The organism is Pseudomonas syringae (assembly GCF_001698815.1).
GTDB classification, from domain to species: domain Bacteria; phylum Pseudomonadota; class Gammaproteobacteria; order Pseudomonadales; family Pseudomonadaceae; genus Aquipseudomonas; species Aquipseudomonas syringae_A.
The window spans coordinates 18,071-34,359 of record NZ_LGSI01000022.1; the positions used below are offsets into that span (position 1 = coordinate 18,071).

19 protein-coding genes are annotated in these 16,289 nt (G+C 60.0%); 11 read left to right on the forward strand and 8 right to left on the reverse strand.

Annotated features, from left to right (window positions below; all coding sequences use genetic code 11):
• Positions 1-21: 21 nt before the first annotated feature.
• From AFK24_RS06715 to AFK24_RS06725, 3 genes are all read left to right on the forward strand, one after another.
• Positions 22-1,038: a hydrolase gene (locus AFK24_RS06715; RefSeq protein ID WP_080482064.1), complete on the forward strand. Its 1,017-nt coding sequence runs from the start codon at positions 22-24 to the stop codon at positions 1,036-1,038.
• Positions 1,039-1,212: 174 nt separating this feature from the next.
• Positions 1,213-1,941 (forward strand): AzlC family ABC transporter permease, encoded by a 729-nt coding sequence (locus AFK24_RS06720; protein WP_065832519.1) that lies wholly within the window; start codon positions 1,213-1,215, stop codon positions 1,939-1,941.
• On the forward strand, positions 1,938-2,261 hold the full coding sequence (locus AFK24_RS06725; protein WP_065832520.1) for an AzlD domain-containing protein: 324 nt from the start codon (positions 1,938-1,940) through the stop codon (positions 2,259-2,261). The genes AFK24_RS06720 and AFK24_RS06725 overlap by 4 nt, the downstream gene beginning before the upstream one ends.
• A gap of 153 nt (positions 2,262-2,414) precedes the next feature.
• Here the strand turns inward: AFK24_RS06725 and AFK24_RS06730 are convergent, their stop codons facing one another.
• Positions 2,415-3,272, reverse strand: coding sequence for a sulfurtransferase (locus AFK24_RS06730; protein ID WP_065832521.1), 858 nt, complete (start codon positions 3,270-3,272; stop codon positions 2,415-2,417).
• Positions 3,273-3,324: 52 nt separating this feature from the next.
• Positions 3,325-3,996 (reverse strand): TetR/AcrR family transcriptional regulator, encoded by a 672-nt coding sequence (locus AFK24_RS06735; RefSeq protein WP_065832522.1) that lies wholly within the window; start codon positions 3,994-3,996, stop codon positions 3,325-3,327.
• Between the two features lie 165 nt (positions 3,997-4,161).
• Between AFK24_RS06735 and AFK24_RS06740 the strand changes: the two genes are divergently transcribed.
• The 4 genes from AFK24_RS06740 to ggt all read left to right on the forward strand — a co-directional run bounded on the left by AFK24_RS06740 (position 4,162) and on the right by ggt (position 8,450).
• On the forward strand, positions 4,162-5,592 hold the full coding sequence (locus tag AFK24_RS06740; RefSeq protein ID WP_065832523.1) for a coniferyl aldehyde dehydrogenase: 1,431 nt from the start codon (positions 4,162-4,164) through the stop codon (positions 5,590-5,592).
• A 231-nt stretch (positions 5,593-5,823) separates the two neighbouring features.
• A complete protein-coding gene (coaD, locus tag AFK24_RS06745) occupies positions 5,824-6,303 on the forward strand; it encodes a pantetheine-phosphate adenylyltransferase (RefSeq protein WP_065832524.1) in 480 nt (159 codons plus the stop codon).
• A gap of 103 nt (positions 6,304-6,406) precedes the next feature.
• Positions 6,407-6,658: a YfhL family 4Fe-4S dicluster ferredoxin gene (locus tag AFK24_RS06750; RefSeq protein ID WP_020293448.1), complete on the forward strand. Its 252-nt coding sequence runs from the start codon at positions 6,407-6,409 to the stop codon at positions 6,656-6,658.
• Between the two features lie 64 nt (positions 6,659-6,722).
• A complete protein-coding gene (gene ggt / locus AFK24_RS06755) occupies positions 6,723-8,450 on the forward strand; it encodes a gamma-glutamyltransferase (RefSeq protein WP_065832525.1) in 1,728 nt (575 codons plus the stop codon).
• Between the two features lie 8 nt (positions 8,451-8,458).
• Here ggt and AFK24_RS06760 read toward each other — a convergent pair whose 3' ends face one another.
• The 3 genes from AFK24_RS06760 to AFK24_RS06770 form a co-directional block, all read right to left on the reverse strand.
• Positions 8,459-8,797, reverse strand: a complete 339-nt coding sequence (locus tag AFK24_RS06760) for a multidrug transporter (RefSeq protein WP_065832526.1) — start codon at positions 8,795-8,797, stop codon at positions 8,459-8,461.
• Positions 8,798-9,041: 244 nt separating this feature from the next.
• A complete protein-coding gene (gene mutM, locus AFK24_RS06765; RefSeq protein ID WP_065832527.1) occupies positions 9,042-9,854 on the reverse strand; it encodes a bifunctional DNA-formamidopyrimidine glycosylase/DNA-(apurinic or apyrimidinic site) lyase in 813 nt (270 codons plus the stop codon).
• A gap of 43 nt (positions 9,855-9,897) precedes the next feature.
• Positions 9,898-10,710, reverse strand: coding sequence for an HDOD domain-containing protein (locus tag AFK24_RS06770; RefSeq protein WP_170826298.1), 813 nt, complete (start codon positions 10,708-10,710; stop codon positions 9,898-9,900).
• Between the two features lie 356 nt (positions 10,711-11,066).
• Here AFK24_RS06770 and AFK24_RS06775 point away from each other — a divergent pair, with 356 nt between their 5' ends.
• Entirely contained in the window at positions 11,067-12,263 is a 1,197-nt protein-coding gene (locus tag AFK24_RS06775) for a class I SAM-dependent rRNA methyltransferase (protein ID WP_065832529.1), read from the forward strand.
• A gap of 390 nt (positions 12,264-12,653) precedes the next feature.
• Positions 12,654-13,334 (forward strand): TIGR04211 family SH3 domain-containing protein, encoded by a 681-nt coding sequence (locus tag AFK24_RS06780; protein ID WP_170826299.1) that lies wholly within the window; start codon positions 12,654-12,656, stop codon positions 13,332-13,334.
• Positions 13,335-13,499: 165 nt separating this feature from the next.
• Here the strand turns inward: AFK24_RS06780 and rnk are convergent, their stop codons facing one another.
• The 3 genes from rnk to cyaY form a co-directional block, all read right to left on the reverse strand.
• Entirely contained in the window at positions 13,500-13,910 is a 411-nt protein-coding gene (gene rnk, locus AFK24_RS06785) for a nucleoside diphosphate kinase regulator (RefSeq protein WP_065832531.1), read from the reverse strand.
• A gap of 147 nt (positions 13,911-14,057) precedes the next feature.
• On the reverse strand, positions 14,058-14,309 hold the full coding sequence (locus tag AFK24_RS06790; protein WP_065832532.1) for a DUF1289 domain-containing protein: 252 nt from the start codon (positions 14,307-14,309) through the stop codon (positions 14,058-14,060).
• A gap of 2 nt (positions 14,310-14,311) precedes the next feature.
• Positions 14,312-14,644, reverse strand: a complete 333-nt coding sequence (gene cyaY / locus AFK24_RS06795; RefSeq protein WP_065832533.1) for an iron donor protein CyaY — start codon at positions 14,642-14,644, stop codon at positions 14,312-14,314.
• Positions 14,645-14,882: 238 nt separating this feature from the next.
• Here cyaY and lptM point away from each other — a divergent pair, with 238 nt between their 5' ends.
• Both lptM and lysA read left to right on the forward strand, forming a co-directional pair.
• Positions 14,883-15,029 carry an LPS translocon maturation chaperone LptM gene (gene lptM, locus AFK24_RS06800; protein WP_020293438.1) on the forward strand — a complete coding sequence of 49 codons (147 nt, stop codon included), beginning with the start codon at positions 14,883-14,885 and terminating at the stop codon, positions 15,027-15,029.
• Between the two features lie 9 nt (positions 15,030-15,038).
• Complete coding sequence (lysA, locus tag AFK24_RS06805; RefSeq protein WP_065832534.1) at positions 15,039-16,286, forward strand: diaminopimelate decarboxylase; 1,248 nt, start codon at positions 15,039-15,041, stop codon at positions 16,284-16,286.
• The last annotated feature ends 3 nt before the right edge of the window (positions 16,287-16,289 follow it).

A 16,289-nucleotide genomic window follows, 5' to 3' on the forward strand; every position in this document is an offset into this window, starting at 1 on the left:
GTCACTTGCCGGAGGACGACCGTGATCACTCAGCTCGCAAATTCCTCGTTTGCCAACCGCTTCGTCCCCGCCTCGGGTCTGGGCAATCCACATCTGCAAACCTTGTGGGGGCCGCTGTGGCGTCGGGTCAAGCCGATGGAACGCCAGCGCGAGCGAGTCTGGCTGGATGATGGCGATTTCCTGGACCTGGACTGGTACGGCCCGCATCAACTCGACACGCCGCTGGTGCTGGTGCTGCACGGCCTGACCGGCTCGTCGAACTCGCCTTATGTGGCGGGATTGCAACAGGCGTTGGCACAGGAAGGCTGGGCCAGCGCGGCGCTGAACTGGCGCGGCTGCTCCGGCGAACCCAATCTGCTGTCACGCAGCTATCACTCCGGCGCCAGCGAAGACCTCGCTTCGGTGGTCGCCCATTTGCGCGCCCTGCGTCCATTGGCGCCGCTGTACGCCGTTGGTTATTCGCTGGGCGGCAATGTCCTGCTCAAATATCTTGGGGAGTCGGGCACCAACAGCGACTTGCTCGGTGCCGTCGCGGTGTCCGTGCCGTTCCGCCTTGACGAGTGCGCGGATCGGATCGGCATGGGCTTTTCCAAGGTTTACCAGCGGCATTTCATGCGCGAGATGCTCGCCTATATCCACGACAAACAGCGCCATTTCCAGCATGAAGGCATGAGCGAAGGCCTGGCCGAACTGGCGGCGCTGGGCTCGCTGGAAAACATGCGTACTTTCTGGGACTTCGACGGCCGGGTCACCGCCCCGCTGAACGGCTTCGTCGATGCCAAGGATTACTACCGGCGCGCTTCCAGTCGCTATTTCCTCGGAGAAATCCGCACGCCGACGCTGATTATTCAGGCCGAGGACGATCCTTTCGTCTTCAAACACAGCCTGCCCGAAGCCGATGAACTGTCGTCCAGTACGCAATTCGAGCTGCAGGCCAAAGGCGGACATGTGGGGTTTGTGGACGGATCCCTGAAAAATCCCGGTTATTACCTGGAGCGGCGCATTCCGTTGTGGCTGATGACGACGCACCGGGGATAACCCGCGTAACACCTATCGTTGGAGCGAGGCTTGCCCGCGAACAGGTCGACACATTTACAACATCAGAGCCCGGAAGTAAGCCTTCGCGGGCAAGGTGGATCGCCACCCCGGTCGCTCCAACGGAGATTCTGCGTCACGTCCTGAGCTAAGATGCGCGACATAAGGAGGACCCTAATGTCCCGCACTCAACTGTATCTTCAAGGCCTTCGCGACAGCGTGCCGATGATTGTCGGCATTATCCCTTTCGGTATCATTTTCGGCACTCTGGCTGGCGTGGCCGGGCTATCGCTCTGGCAGGCCGTTGGCATGTCGATGTTTGTCTACGCGGGCTCCGCGCAATTCATTGTGATCAGCCTGATGAGTGCTGGCGCCGGTGCAGTGGTCATCCTCCTGACAACCTTCATCGTCAATCTGCGCCACGTGTTGTACAGCGCCACCTTGCAGCCGCAGGTTTCCGGGTTGCCGCAACGCTGGCGGCTGTTGCTGGCGTTCTGGCTTACCGATGAAACCTTCGCCGTGGTGCAGCGTTTCTACCTCGTACACGGCCGCACGCCGCTGGCGCATTGGTATTGGCTGGGCGTTGCCAGCGCGCTGTATGCCAGTTGGGTGCTCAGTTCGCTGGTGGGCGTGTTGTTCGGGCAAGCCGTGCCGGACATGGCTAGCTGGGGACTGGAATTTGCCATGCTCGCCACCTTCATCGGCATTGTCGTGCCGTTATTGCGCAACCAACCGCAAATTGCCGCCGCGCTCGCCGCTGGGGCGGTGGCGCTGATGACTTACGCCTGGCCCTACAAGCTCGGGCTGATGGCCGCGGCTTTCAGCGGTATTGCGGTGGGGGTGATTCTGGAGCGGCTGCGGGCAGCGGCCGGCCCTGAAAGTACGACGAAGGAGGTTCGCTCATGAGTTATTGGTGGCTGATCCTGACGATGGCGGCGATCACGTTTCTGATGCGCTACAGCCTGTTCGCCTGGCCGAACCTGCGCTTCCCGCCCGTGGTGCGCCAAGGCCTGCATTACGTGCCGACCGCAGTCCTGACGGCGATTGTCGTACCCGGCATGTTGCTGCCCGACGGCACTCATTGGCAGCTGAGCCTGGACAATGCTTATCTGCTGGCTGGATTGGCCTCCATTGCCATCGCCGCGCTGAGCCGCAATCTGCTGGCGACCATTGGCGGCGGGCTGCTGGTGTTTTTTCTGCTGCGCTGGGTGTTGGGGCACTTTTAATCAACCCCGGATTATTTGCGGGCAATACATGCCGTAGGACCGGCTTCAGCCGGGAGAAGCCCGTCCAATCGCAGCAGTTGCGGCTTCAGACTTCTCGCCCTCCCGGCTAAAGCCGGTCCTACAGATCCAATGTTTGCTGCAATAGACGCGATGTCAGGCGGCGCCAGTCGCCACTTCGCGCTTTGGATCGGTAATCCACTCGCTCCACGACCCGGCGTACAACTTCCCCAGCGGATAACCGGCCAGGCACAGCGAGAAGAGGTTATGGCAAGCGGTTACGCCCGAGCCGCAATAGGCGACGAGCTTCTCAGGCGCGCGACCTTGCAGCTTGGCGGCGAAGCGTTGCTTGAGCTGCTCGGGACTCAGAAAGCGTCCGTCCGGCCCGAGGTTTTCGTTGAACGCCGCACACTGCGCGCCCGGAATATGCCCGGCAACCGGGTCAATGGGTTCGACTTCACCCCGGAAACGCGCCTCGGCGCGGGCATCGATCAACGTCATGTCCGGATTGCCCAATCTCGCCTGCAGATGCTCGGCGTCGATCAGCAACGACTTGTCCGGCTGTCCGTTGAAATGACCGACTTTTTTATCCGGTGCATCAAGACTCAACGGCAAGCCCGCCGCATGCCAGGCTTTCAGCCCGCCATCGAGAATGAACACGCCATCACGTTTGCCCAGCCAGGCCAGCAGCCACCACGCGCGGGCGGCGAATGCACCCGGACCATCGTCGTAAAGGACGACGTCGCTGTCGGCGTTAACGCCCAGCACCTGCAAACGCTGCACCAGTGCCTGAGGATTCGGCAACGGATGGCGACCGGTTTTGCCCTTGCTGACCGGCCCGCTGAGGTCGCGCTCCAGGTCTGCAAAACAGGCGCCTGCAATGTGCCCTTCGGCGTAGCTGCGCTGCCCATATTCCGGGTCTTCGAGGGCGAAGCGGCAATCGAGAATTACCAGCCCGCCTTTCTCCTGGCGCTCGGCCAGTTGAAGTGGGCTGATCAGTTGCGCGATAGACATGACTGGCTCCTTAAATTGTTCATTATTTGATCGAAACCTGGAAAGCCGTGAATCAAACCGTTTGTGCCAGCGCCTCGTGCAGCGGCACATAGAACTCTGAACACAGGGCGCTCACTTCATCGCGCGCCTGAGCAGTGACATAGCCGAGTTCCAGCATCAACACCTGGTAAACCCCGCGCCGCATGGCGTTTTCGTTCAAATGACTGCTGTTCTCCCGGGTTGTGCAGAGAAAACGCACCCAGGACGTCAGGATGATCCAGGTATTGAGGGTCAGCGACTCGATCTGCACCTCATCCATATCCAGAATGCCAGCCTCGACAAAACCGCCATAGATCGCCATGGCCTGGATCAAGCAATGCTGGGAAAAACGCCGATAGCGGTCGGCAAGCTCCGGATCGGTGTCGAGCAAGTGCTCCAGATCGCGATGCAGGAAACGATAGCGCCACATGCCGTCGAGTATTTCCAGCAGGTAATAACGCTTGTCTTCTACGGTTGGCAATCGCCCGCGAGGTGGACGCAGAAAGGTGTTTACCAACGTCTCGTATTCGCTGAACAGCTCGGCGATGATCGCCTGCTTGTTGGGGAAGTGGTAGTACAGATTGCCCGGCGAAATCTCCATGTGCGCAGCGATGTGATTGGTGCTCACACTGCGCTCGCCCTGCAGATTGAACAGCTCAAGGCTGTTCTGCACGATGCGTTCACGGGTCTTGATGCGTGGGGCCATGCTCAGCTCGGTCGCTCGGGTGTTATTGGAATGAGACGGATGTTAACGCAAGTGCTGCCCGATCGCTGCCCCGCGGGGCTGGTGAATGTCTGCACAAGGTACAAATTGACTTTATAGAGCAACCACTCTAAAACCGGAGCATAACGTCGATTAAGGAAGTCGCGCATGTCTGCCGAACCCGCCTGGAAGCACGCAACGCAACAGCCGCTCAGCGAACTGGATCGGGTGCTCGCACTTCAGCGCAAGGCCTTCGCCGCTAATCCCATGCCGGCCGTCGGCCAGCGCCGGCAATGGCTCAGCAACCTGCGCGAGGTGCTCAGCGCCGAGCGGGAAGCGCTGATCACAGCGATCAGCAGCGATTTCAGTCACCGCAGTGCCGATGAAACCCTGCTCGCCGAACTGATGCCCAGCCTGATGGGCATCGAAGACGCGCGCAAGAATCTGCAGAAATGGATGAAACCGGCGCGGCGCAAGGTCGGCCTGGCCTTTCAGCCGGCGTCGGCGAAGGTCGTGCATCAGCCGCTGGGCGTGGTTGGGGTCATCGTGCCGTGGAATTACCCGCTGTTTCTTGCAGTGGGGCCGATGATCGGCGCGCTGGCGGCTGGCAATCGGGTGATGCTCAAGCTCAGCGAGTCGACGCCCGCTACCGGTGAACTGCTCAAGCGGCTGTTTGCACAAGTATTCCCGGAAGATCTGGTCGCGGTGGTGCTGGGCGAGGCCGAGGTCGGCATCGAGTTTTCCAGGTTGGCGTTCGATCACTTGTTGTTCACCGGCTCGACCAGTATCGGCAGGCAGGTAATGCGCGCTGCCGCTGAAAATCTCACGCCGGTGACGCTGGAACTGGGCGGCAAGTCGCCGGCTATCGTTTCCGCTGACGTGCCGCTCAAGGATGCTGCCGAACGGATCGCCTTCGGCAAGACTTTGAACGCCGGGCAAACCTGTGTCGCGCCGGATTACGTGCTGGTGCCGGAAGATCGTGTCGAGGGTTTCGTCGAAGCTTACCGGCAAGCAGTGCTCGGGTTTTATCCGACGCTGACCGACAACCCGGATTACACGGCAATCATCAATCAGCAACAACTGACGCGCCTTACCGGCTACCTCGAAGACGCCACTACCAAAGGCGCCAGGGTAATTGCGCTGTACGACCGGGGCCAGGACCGGCGCATGCCGTTCAGCCTGTTGCTCAATGTCAGCGACGACATGCTGGTCATGCAGGATGAAATCTTCGGGCCATTGCTGCCGATCGTGCCGTACAACCGCATCGATCAGGCATTTGCCTACATCAATCAGCGCCCTCGCCCGCTGGCTTTGTATTACTTCGGCTACAACAAGGCCGAACAACAGCGCGTACTGGAACAAACGCATTCCGGTGGCGTTTGTCTAAACGACACGCTGCTGCATGTCGCCCAGGACGACTTGCCTTTCGGCGGCGTCGGCCCTTCCGGCATGGGCCATTATCATGGTCGCGAAGGGTTTCTGACGTTCAGCAAGGCCAAGGGCGTGTTCATCAAGCAGCGCTTCAACGCCGCCCGGCTGATCTATCCGCCCTATGGCAAGGCGATTCAACGGTTGGTGTATCGGTTGTTTATTCGGTGAGTGCTGAGGCAGCCCTTACCCTGTTGGAGCGAGGCTTGCTGTAGGACCGGCTTTAGCCGGGAGGGCAATTGATGCTCTCGCGACTAAAGTCGCTCCTACGGGTCATCTAACCCTCGCGCGACATCAACTTTTCAAGGGCAATACGACCTTTGCCTCTGACACGCCGACTTGGCCCATGGGGATTGCTGCGATACCATCCGATTCCCCAAGGACTCCGACCAGGACGACGCGATGAACCGAGTGTTGTATCCAGGCACCTTCGACCCGATTACCAAGGGCCATGGCGATCTGGTCGAACGCGCCTCGCGCCTGTTCGACCAAGTGGTCATTGCCGTGGCCGCCAGCCCGAAGAAAAACCCGCTTTTCCCCCTGGAACAGCGAGTGGAGCTGGCCCGCGAGGTCACCAAACACCTGCCGAATGTCGAGGTGGTGGGCTTTTCAACGTTGCTTGCCCACTTCGCCAAGGAACAGAACGCGAATATTTTTCTACGCGGCCTGCGGGCAGTTTCCGACTTCGAGTACGAGTTTCAGCTGGCGAACATGAATCGCCAACTGGCACCGGACGTGGAAAGCCTGTTTCTCACGCCGTCGGAGCGTTATTCGTTCATATCTTCCACATTGGTCCGTGAAATCGCGGCTTTGGGCGGGGATATCACCAAATTTGTGCATCCGGCTGTCGCCCAGGCGCTTACCGAACGTTTCAAGCGCTAAGCTCTTTATCGGCAACGCCAGGGTGCATCGAATCTACTAATGCGGCACAATTCGCCGCATTAGATTTCATATGCCCCGGCGCTGTCCGTGGCAGGAGTGCTTCATGTCCCTGATCATCACTGACGATTGCATCAACTGCGACGTTTGCGAACCCGAGTGCCCGAACGAGGCGATTTCTCAAGGCGAAGAGATCTACGTGATCAATCCGAGCCTGTGTACCGAATGTGTTGGCCATTACGACGAGCCGCAGTGTCAGCAAGTCTGCCCCGTGGACTGCATCCCGCTGGATGAAACCCACGTCGAGAGCAAGGATGAGCTGATGGCCAAATACCTGATTCTAACCAGCAAGGTGTAGTACCGGCATCCGAGTCCTCGCCGAAACCGGGCTGTTCAGCCTGTCGACCAAAAGCGAGCCCCGCATGATTCCAACGCAACAGTTGCAGCACTATTTGTCGAGCGCACTATTTGCCCTGTGCTTGCTTACCGCACACGTTGTCCTTGCCGCAGAGTCGACCCCATCTGCACAACACGCCGCCATTGCCAGCCCACACCCTGAAGCCACCGCCGCCGGTCGGGAAATCATGGTTGCGGGCGGTAATGCCTTCGACGCGGCCGTGGCCGTCAGCGCGGCATTGGCGGTGGTTGAACCCTACGGGTCCGGTTTGGGCGGCGGCGGGTTTTTCCTGCTGCGCCAGAGCGGTGAACGGCCTCGCTATATTTTTCTCGATGCTCGGGAAAAAGCGCCACTGAAGGCCACCTACGACCTGTACCGCCGTGACGGCAAAATCCAGCCTTCTCTGTCGCTCAACGGCCCTCTGGCCGCAGCAATACCCGGCTTGCCCGCAGCGCTGGTGGAGTTGGCCGAACGTTACGGCAAGCTTCCGCTGAGCATCTCCATGGCGCCGGCCGTTCGCCTGGCTTACCAAGGTTTCGCCGTCGATTCGATCTATCGGCAGCGCGCCACGGCACGTCTGTCCGCGCTGCGCGACGATCCGGAAAGCGCGCGACTGTTTCTGCGGCGCGGTGAAGTGCCAGCGCTGGGTGAAATCATCAAGCAGCCGGAACTGGGCGCAACGCTGAACCGCCTGGCGGATCGTGGCCGCGAAGGTTTCTATAACGGGCTGACCGCGCAATCGCTGATCAGCGGTGTACGCGCGGCAGGCGGGATCTGGTGCCTGGATGACATGGACCGCTACCGGGTTGTCACTCGCGAACCGCTGCGCTTCAAGCTGGACGATAAACGCGAGCTGATCAGCGCACCACCACCTTCGGCTGGCGGCATTGCCCTGGCCCAGAGCCTGACAATGCTCGGGCAATTGCCGTGGCGCGACGCCGACAAGGTGCAGCGTGCCCATTACGTGGTGGAAGTGCTGCGCCGCGCGTATCGCGATCGGGGCTTGCTTGGCGATCCAGATTTTGTCGCCAATCCCGTCAGCCATTTGCTGGACCGGGAATACCTGACGCAAATGGCCAGCAGCATCTCCCCGCGCGATGCCACGCCCAGCAGCAGCCTGCGGCCATCGCCGCTATGGCGCGAGGGTGAACACACGACGCACTTCGCAACGCTGGACCGCGACGGCAACGCGGTGGCGGCCACGCTGTCAGTGAACCTGCCGTTTGGTTCGGCCTTCACAGCACCGGGCACAGGCGTGGTCTTGAACGATGAGATGGACGACTTTGCCGCCGACCCGCGAGGCAGCAATGCTTATGGGCTGGCGGGCAGTCAGGCCAACTCCATTGCGGCCGGCAAGCGGCCGCTGTCGAGCATGAGCCCGAGCTTCATTGAAAGTCCGACTGAATTCACCGCCTTCGGTACCCCCGGCGGCAGCCGAATCCCGAGCATGGTATTGCTGTCGATGCTGCAATACCTGGACGGCCAGCCCATCGCGACCTGGCCTGCGGTGCCGCGCTATCACCATCAATATCTGCCTGACGTCGTCGAACACGAACCGGGCGCGTTCAGCACCGGGGAAATGATTGATCTGCAGGCGCGCGGCTACACGCTCAAGGACATCAAGCATGTCTATGGCAATCAGCAGGTGGTGTTCTGGCACAAGGACAGCGGCAAGGTCGAAGCCGCGAGTGATCCTCGCGGGCTGGGGGTTTCGCAGCAATTCGATCCGAGGGTCTGGGAAGTTTCGCCCTGACTTCCAGGTTATTCGCGCTTGTTGTAGCCGTCGCCGGTGCAGCCCAGGCAGCGCACGAACGCGGCTTTGCCCGGATCAACGACCAACGCCTTGCCCGCATCGCCAATACCGCCACCCATTGCCGTGAACGGCAGCGCGACGACAAATAACCCGGCACCCACGACGGTCGCGACGATCAATAAGGGCCGAGCGATCAGCAGATCGCCGATCATGGCAAATGCCGGGGGATTCTGGATGCTGTAGACCGGATCGCCGCTACCCTGAGCTGGCGGCTGCGCCAGCGCCGGCATCGCCTGCAATCCGAAGAGCAGCGTCAGAGTGGCGGCAAGAATACGAAACGGCTTCATGGCATGGTCCTTCAGGCGCAGCGGATTGGGATGCCGTTCACTATAAACAGCGATGGGGCTTAAGCAAGGGGCGCAAGTGTTGCGAGGGTTGATCACGCCCTGTCAGCGGCCTACCCAAATCAGGTAGGACCGGACTTGTCCGGGAAAGCTTCGGGTCATGCAATGAAGCAGGGCTGGCAGATTGAGGTGGTCAGGCTGGCCGCTTCGGGGACAAGTCCCCTCCTACAGATCGCGCGCCGATCCGCTAACGCTGGCATTTCGGACAATACACACTCGCCCGCTGCCCCAGCTTGATCTCCCGCAGGGTTGTGCCACAGACCTTGCAGGGCTGGTCGCCGCGACCATAAGCGAACAGTTCCTGCTGGAAGTAGCCCGGCTTGCCGTCGCCGCCGGTGAAGTCGCGCAACGTCGTGCCGCCACGCTCGATGGCATGGGCCAGGATGCGTTTGATTTCCACGGCAAGCACCAGATAACGCGCCCTGGAAATACTCTTGGCCTCCCGGCGCGGATCGATGCCCGCAGCGAACAACGCTTCCGTCGCGTAAATATTGCCGACGCCAACCACCACGGCGTTATCCATGATGAACGGCTTCACGGCAATCGTCTTGCCACGGGAGCGTTCAAACAGGCGCTCGCCGTCAAACAGATCGGTCAACGGCTCCGGCCCGAGACGTATCAACAGTTCGTGGTTGAGCGGATCAAGACTCCAGAGCATCGCCCCGAAACGCCGCGGATCGGTGTAGCGCAGGGCCAGCCCGGACTCCAGCTCGATATCGACGTGCTCATGCTTGAGCGCGGGCAAGCCGACCTCAACCAGACGCAAATTGCCCGACATGCCCAAATGGCTGATCAACGTGCCGACTTCGGCCTGAATCAGCAGGTATTTGGCGCGGCGCTCGACCAGCACGATTTTCTGACCCGACAGGCGCACATCGAGGTCTTCCGGGATCGGCCAGCGCAGGCGCCGATCACGGACGATGACGCGGCTGACCCGCTGACCTTCCAGATGAGGCGCAATGCCTCGGCGGGTGGTTTCGACTTCAGGTAATTCAGGCATGGGCAACTCGGTGGAGCGCGGGTGGAAGGCCGTCAGCACACGGTCAGTGTGCGGCCAGTTCGCGAATGCTTTCTTTGAGGTTTTCGAAATCGTAATCGGACAGACCGACGTAATCCAGAATCAGATGCCCGATAGCATTCCATTCATGATCTTCGCTCTGATTGCCCAGCACCCGGTGGGACGCGCAGATATGCTCGGCCATCTTCAATACCGCCAGCAGATTCTTCAGTGGCGCGTTGCGCCCGGAATCATCCTGGAAAATCGCCAGCGCATTGTGATGGTTGGCAATCGCGTTGCTGACATGCTCCGGCAAACGCCAGGACTTGGCGGTGAAATAACCCACCACGGCATGGTTGGTATTCAACGCCTCGTTTTCAGTGTCCACCACCCGCGTGGTCGGGCTGGCATTGGCATAGCCTTGCTCAAGTACATCCATATAGTTGGGAAAACGCTTGAGCATCAGCGGAATACCGCAATCATGAAACAGACCCAGCGCGTAGGCTTCGTCCACGGTTTGCGAGCCGATGCGCTTGGCCAGCGTCAGACTGGTATTGGCCACGTCCTGCGCTGAATCCCAGAAACGGTTCAGAGTCACGATGGTTTCGTCAGTCATCTCGCCCCTGATCGACTGGGCGTTGATCAGATTGATGACAGTGCGGCTGCCCAACAGATTCACGGCGCGCTGGATCGAGGCGATCTTGTTGGTCAGCCCGTAATGCGGCGAATTGACGATCTTCAGGAGCGCCCCTGACAAACCGGGGTCCTGCGAGATCAGGCGGGAGATCACGCCCAGATCCGGGTCGGGCATGTACTGCTCCATCTGCAAATCCACCATGATTTGCGGCTGCGGCGGCACGCTGATGCCTTGCAAGGCCTGCTGGATTTGCTCGGGGGTTAGCTCTTCGGACATAGGTACGCACTCGGGGGCAGACCTGGATTCTACCCCTGAGGCCTCCAATTCCATAACCACTGATTCATAAGCTTTACAAGTTGGACGCGTCAAGAATGCGCACTAGCGTGCGTATTTCCCGGCCAAAGCATTCAATTCAATGACTAAATGCGTCTGAGTCTCACTCCGCGTGAAAGAAATTTCATGAGTTACAAAACGTGAGCGTCGAAGCCCGGAGTACCGCTAGCCGGTTAATTACGGTGATCTCGGCCCCAGAACGGCATGACGCGCTATAATCCCGCTCTTTTTTCCGGAGCGACGTCATGTCCCTGCCTAGCTTGCGCCTCAAAGCCAACGCCGACCGTCGCCTGCGCGCCGGTCACCTGTGGGTCTACAGCAACGAAATCGACGTAGCCGCGACCCCGCTGAACGGCTTTGCCGCAGGCGACCAAGCCCTGCTGGAAGCCGCTGGCGGCAAACCGCTGGGCATCGTGGCCATGAGCCCCAACAACCTGATCTGCGCACGCCTGGTTTCGCGCGACATCAAGTTGCCGCTGGACAAATCGCTGCTGGTGCACCGTATCAACGTCGCGCTGTCGTTGCGTGAGCGTCTGTTCGACAAGCCGTTCTATCGCCTGGTCTTCGGTGACTCCGACCTGCTGCCGGGTCTGGTGGTCGATCGTTTTGGCGACATCCTGGTCGTCCAGCTGGCTTCGGCCACCATGGAAAACCTCAAGGACGACGTCATTGCTGCGCTGGTACAGGTGCTCAAGCCAAGCGGCATCCTGTTCAAGAACGACTCGGCTGCTCGCGACGCCGAAGGCCTGAATCGCTATGTCGAAACCGTCTTTGGCCTGGTTCCGGAGTGGGTCGCGCTGGAAGAGAACGGCGTGAAATTCGAAGCGCCGGTCATGGCCGGGCAGAAAACCGGCTGGTTCTACGACCACCGCATGAATCGCGCGCGCATTGCGCCGTACGTCAAAGGCAGACGCGTTCTGGACTTGTACAGCTACATCGGCGGCTGGGGGATTCAGGCGGCCGCGTTCGGCGCCAGCGACGTGACTTGCGTCGACGCATCCTCGTTCGCCCTGGATGGCGTGGAGCGTAACGCCGCGTTGAACGGCTTCGCGGAAAAAATGACCTGCATCGAAGGCGATGTATTCGAAGCGCTGAAAGAGCTGAAAGCAGGCGAAGAGCGTTTCGACGTGATCATTACCGATCCTCCGGCGTTCATCAAACGCAAGAAAGACATGAAAAACGGCGAAGGCGCGTATCGCCGCCTGAACGAGCAAGCCATGCGTTTGCTCAGCAAGGACGGTATCCTGATCAGCGCTTCGTGCTCGATGCACTTGCCGGAAGATGACCTGCAAAACATCCTCCTGACCAGCGCCCGCCATCTTGATCGCAACATCCAGCTGCTGGAACGCGGCAGCCAGGGCCCGGATCACCCGGTGCACCCGGCAATCGCCGAAACGCGCTACATCAAGAGCATCACTTGCCGGTTGCTGCCTAATAGCTGATTCGGCTGATAAATCCCTGCCCGCTGCAATGGCGGGCGGGGATGAGAAAGATTTTGTAGGAGCCAACTTGTTGGCGAGGCGGAGTTTCAGGCCCCTTCGCGAGCAAGCTCGCTCCCACACAAGTTCGCTTCAACGGGGACTACCGCAAGTCCGAATTCCTACACCCCTCGCGTCCAGTAATGAACCTGAAACCATTCCCACTGTCTGTGACTTGGGGATAAAACGGATGGCGTGTCGGACGTAGAACCCAAACGGGCTTCAGCTTTGCGTCAGCCCGTCGCCAAACTCCGCAGCAGTAGCAGCGATATGCCTGGCAAATCGTTGCCCCATCTTTACCGGCCCGTGCATCGGCGCCTTTATCTTTTCCTTTCATCGAAGATAACAATGTCTATGTCTCGTCACCTTTCTGCATTCCTCTCTCGACTCCCACAACTGCTGAACCAGCCGCGTCGCGCCATTGTTGGTGCCGGCTTGCTCGGCGGTCTGCTCGCCCTGTGTGGCCCAACCCACGCCGCGGAAACCAAACCCAATGAACGCTGGGTCAGCGACAGCCTCAACACCTTTGTCCGTAGTGGCCCAACCGATGGCTACCGGATTGTCGGCACCCTGAAATCCGGACAAAAAGTCGAATTGCTCAACACCCAAGGCGACTACAGCCAGGTCCGCAGCGAAGGCGGCGGCACCGTATGGATTCCAAGCAGCGACTTGCAGAGCGTGCCGAGCCCCACCGAGCGCTTGCCGGAGCTGTCCCAGCAAGTGGTGGACCTGACCAGCCAGTTGAAGAACATCGACGACACCTGGAAGACCCGTGTGCAAGGCATGCAGGAGACGCTGGATACCCGCAAGAAATTGATCGACGAACTCGAAGCCCGCACCAAGGACCTCAACGCGCAACTGGTCGATAGCCAGTCGGAACTGCGCAGTACCCAGGCCAAGCTGGGCGACGAGAACAAACAGGTGCTGATGCGCTATATGGTCTACGGCGGCAGCATCGCCGGCGCCGGATTACTGGTCGGCCTTATCATTCCCGCGCTAACCCGTGGCCGCAAGAAGAATGATGGGTGGGTTTGATCGAGTCGCAATTTGCGGATTAAGCCTCGGTCTGCAGGAGCGAGGCTTGCCCGCGAATGAGGGCGGTACATCCCGCCGAAGCTGGAAACCAGAATCGACGTCTTCGGGGACAAGGTGGAGCGCCACCCCGGCCCCTCCTACCGAATTGACGTTTGAGGCGCGATGTTACTGGTCGTACTCGCCCGCCGCTTCCGGCTGATATTCCACTGCCAGTAACGTGAGCTTGAGGGTTTTGCCGCCCGGCGCGGGCCAGTCGATGTGCTGGCCGACTTGCAGGCCCAGCAAGGCCGTACCAACCGGGGCGAGCACGGAAACAGTGCCCTCGGCGCCGGCGTCCTGCGGATAGACCAGCGTCAGGTGGTAATCCTTGTGGCTGATCTCTTCGCGGCAATGCACGCGCGAATTCATGGTTACAACACCTGCGGGTACTTCATCGTGGCCAACCACTTGTTCAGCGCGGTCCAGTTCGGCTTGCAGCGCTTCAACGCCCGGCGTGTCTTCGTCCAGGCCGTCAATCAATTGCTCAAGGCGCTGCACGTCGAGTCGTGTGAGGATGATGGAAGGTGGGGTGCTCATGGAGGCAGACTCCTTATTTCTGCGCGACATAAAACAAAACCCCACCGGATTCGGCGGGGTTTCAGGACGAGCTTCGATGAATGAAGCATGTCTGGACACTAACACAGACGGACAAATACACAACCTGACGGGCGGGTCAGGCCAGCCTCAGTCTTCGGCGGCTTGATTTGGGTCAGACAATGCGCGGCGCGCCTGGGCGCCAGCGCAAATTTGCCGGCGACGTTCGTCGTCGGCCGAGCGCCATTCGCGGATATCTTCGACATGGCGAAAACAACCGAGGCAGACTTTCTGCTCGTCCAGGCGGCACAGGCTGATGCACGGGGAAGCCACCGCCGGGCTGATGTTGCTGAACAAGGGTTTCGGCGCACGCACCGGTGCGGTTGTAGCCGTATCCGTCACAATCAGATCTCGTCGAAGTCGAGCTTGACGCTCGCCTGTTCAAGGGTGATGCGCGCCAGCATTTCGCTCAACAGCTCGTCGCTGGAGTCGCAAACCCAACGTTTTTCTTCTTCGTCGTAGTCGAAGTGAAAACCGCCGGAACGCGCGGCCAGCCAGAGCTGACGCAACGGTTCCTGGCGACTGAAAATCAGTTGGCTGCCGTTTTCGAACTTGACGGTCAGCACGCCAGCGGAGTTTTCCAGATCAACGTCCAGACCACTCTCGTCGAAAATATCTTCCAGCGATTGCTGGGTGGCATCGACCAGATCGTGAAAACGGGCTTCGGTCAAACTCATTACGTGAACCTCGAAAAGTGTCTACTGACGGCGCAGCGACGCAAGATACGGTCGCTTAAACGTAAATGCAAAGCTTACCCGCTCAACGAGCATGGTAGACGCCAATAATCCGCACACCAGGCCAAAACATAGCCCAACCGCGTCAAACCCCCGCCGGACGGGAAGCCCGCCACGTAGGCAAGGCGCTGGGTGGCCGGTATACTCGGGCGCAATTAATGCTTTTACAAAGGATTTCGCCATGAAGCGCCTGATCTCTTCGCTTGCTGCGCTTGTCGCGGTCGCCTGTCTTGTTGCCGCCTGCGGTCAAAAAGGCCCGCTTTATCTGCCTGATGACACCAAATCTCCAGACGAACAAGCCAAGTCGCAATCGCATAAGCATCTTTAAGGGAATTACATGGACGCCTTCAACTACCGCGACGGTGAGCTGTTCGCGGAGGGAGTAGCGTTGTCTGCCATTGCCGAGCGTTTCGGCACGCCGACCTACGTCTATTCCCGTGCGCATATAGAAGCGCAATATCGCGCGTTTGCCGACGCGCTGAGCGGCATGCCGCATTTGGTGTGTTTCGCCGTCAAAGCCAACTCCAACCTGGGCGTGCTCAATGTCCTGGCGCGTATCGGCGCCGGTTTCGACATTGTTTCCCGTGGCGAGCTGGAGCGTGTGCTGGCCGCTGGAGGTCAGGCTGACAAGATTGTGTTTTCCGGCGTCGGCAAGACCCGCGATGACATGCGGCGCGCCCTGGAAGTCGGCGTGCATTGCTTCAACGTCGAATCCACTGACGAGCTTGAGCGCCTGCAGATCGTTGCGGCTGAACTGAATGTGCGGGCGCCGATCTCCCTGCGCGTCAATCCGGACGTCGATGCGGGCACGCATCCGTACATTTCCACCGGTCTGAAAGAGAACAAGTTCGGCATCGCCATTGCGGACGCCGAAGACGTGTACATCCGCGCCGCGCAGCTGCCGAATCTGGAAGTGGTCGGCGTCGATTGCCATATCGGTTCGCAACTGACCACGCTGGAACCCTTCATTGATGCGCTGGATCGCCTGCTCGCGCTGGTTGATCGCCTCGGTGATTGCGGCATCCACTTGCGTCATATCGATCTGGGTGGCGGGCTCGGCGTGCGTTATCGCGACGAAGAGCCGCCGCTGGCGTCGGACTACATCAAGGCCGTGCGTGAACGCCTGGACGGTCGCGACCTGTCGCTGGTTTTCGAACCCGGCCGTTTCATCGTCGCCAACGCTGGTGTGCTGCTGACCCAGGTCGAGTACCTCAAGCACACCGAACACAAGGATTTCGCCATCGTCGACGCGGCGATGAACGACCTGATCCGCCCGGCGCTGTATCAGGCCTGGATGGACGTCACGGCGGTTCGCCCGCGCGATACTGCGCCGCGCACCTACGACATCGTCGGCCCGATCTGCGAAACCGGTGACTTCCTGGCCAAAGGCCGCGAGCTGGCACTGGCTGAAGGCGATCTGCTTGCCGTGCATTCGGCAGGCGCCTACGGTTTTGTAATGAGCTCGAACTACAACACCCGTGGCCGCACCGCTGAAGTACTGGTCGACGGCGCGCAAGCTTTCGAAGTACGCCGCCGGGAAACCGTGGCCGAGCTGTTTGCCGGCGAAAGCCTGCTGCCGGAGTAACCC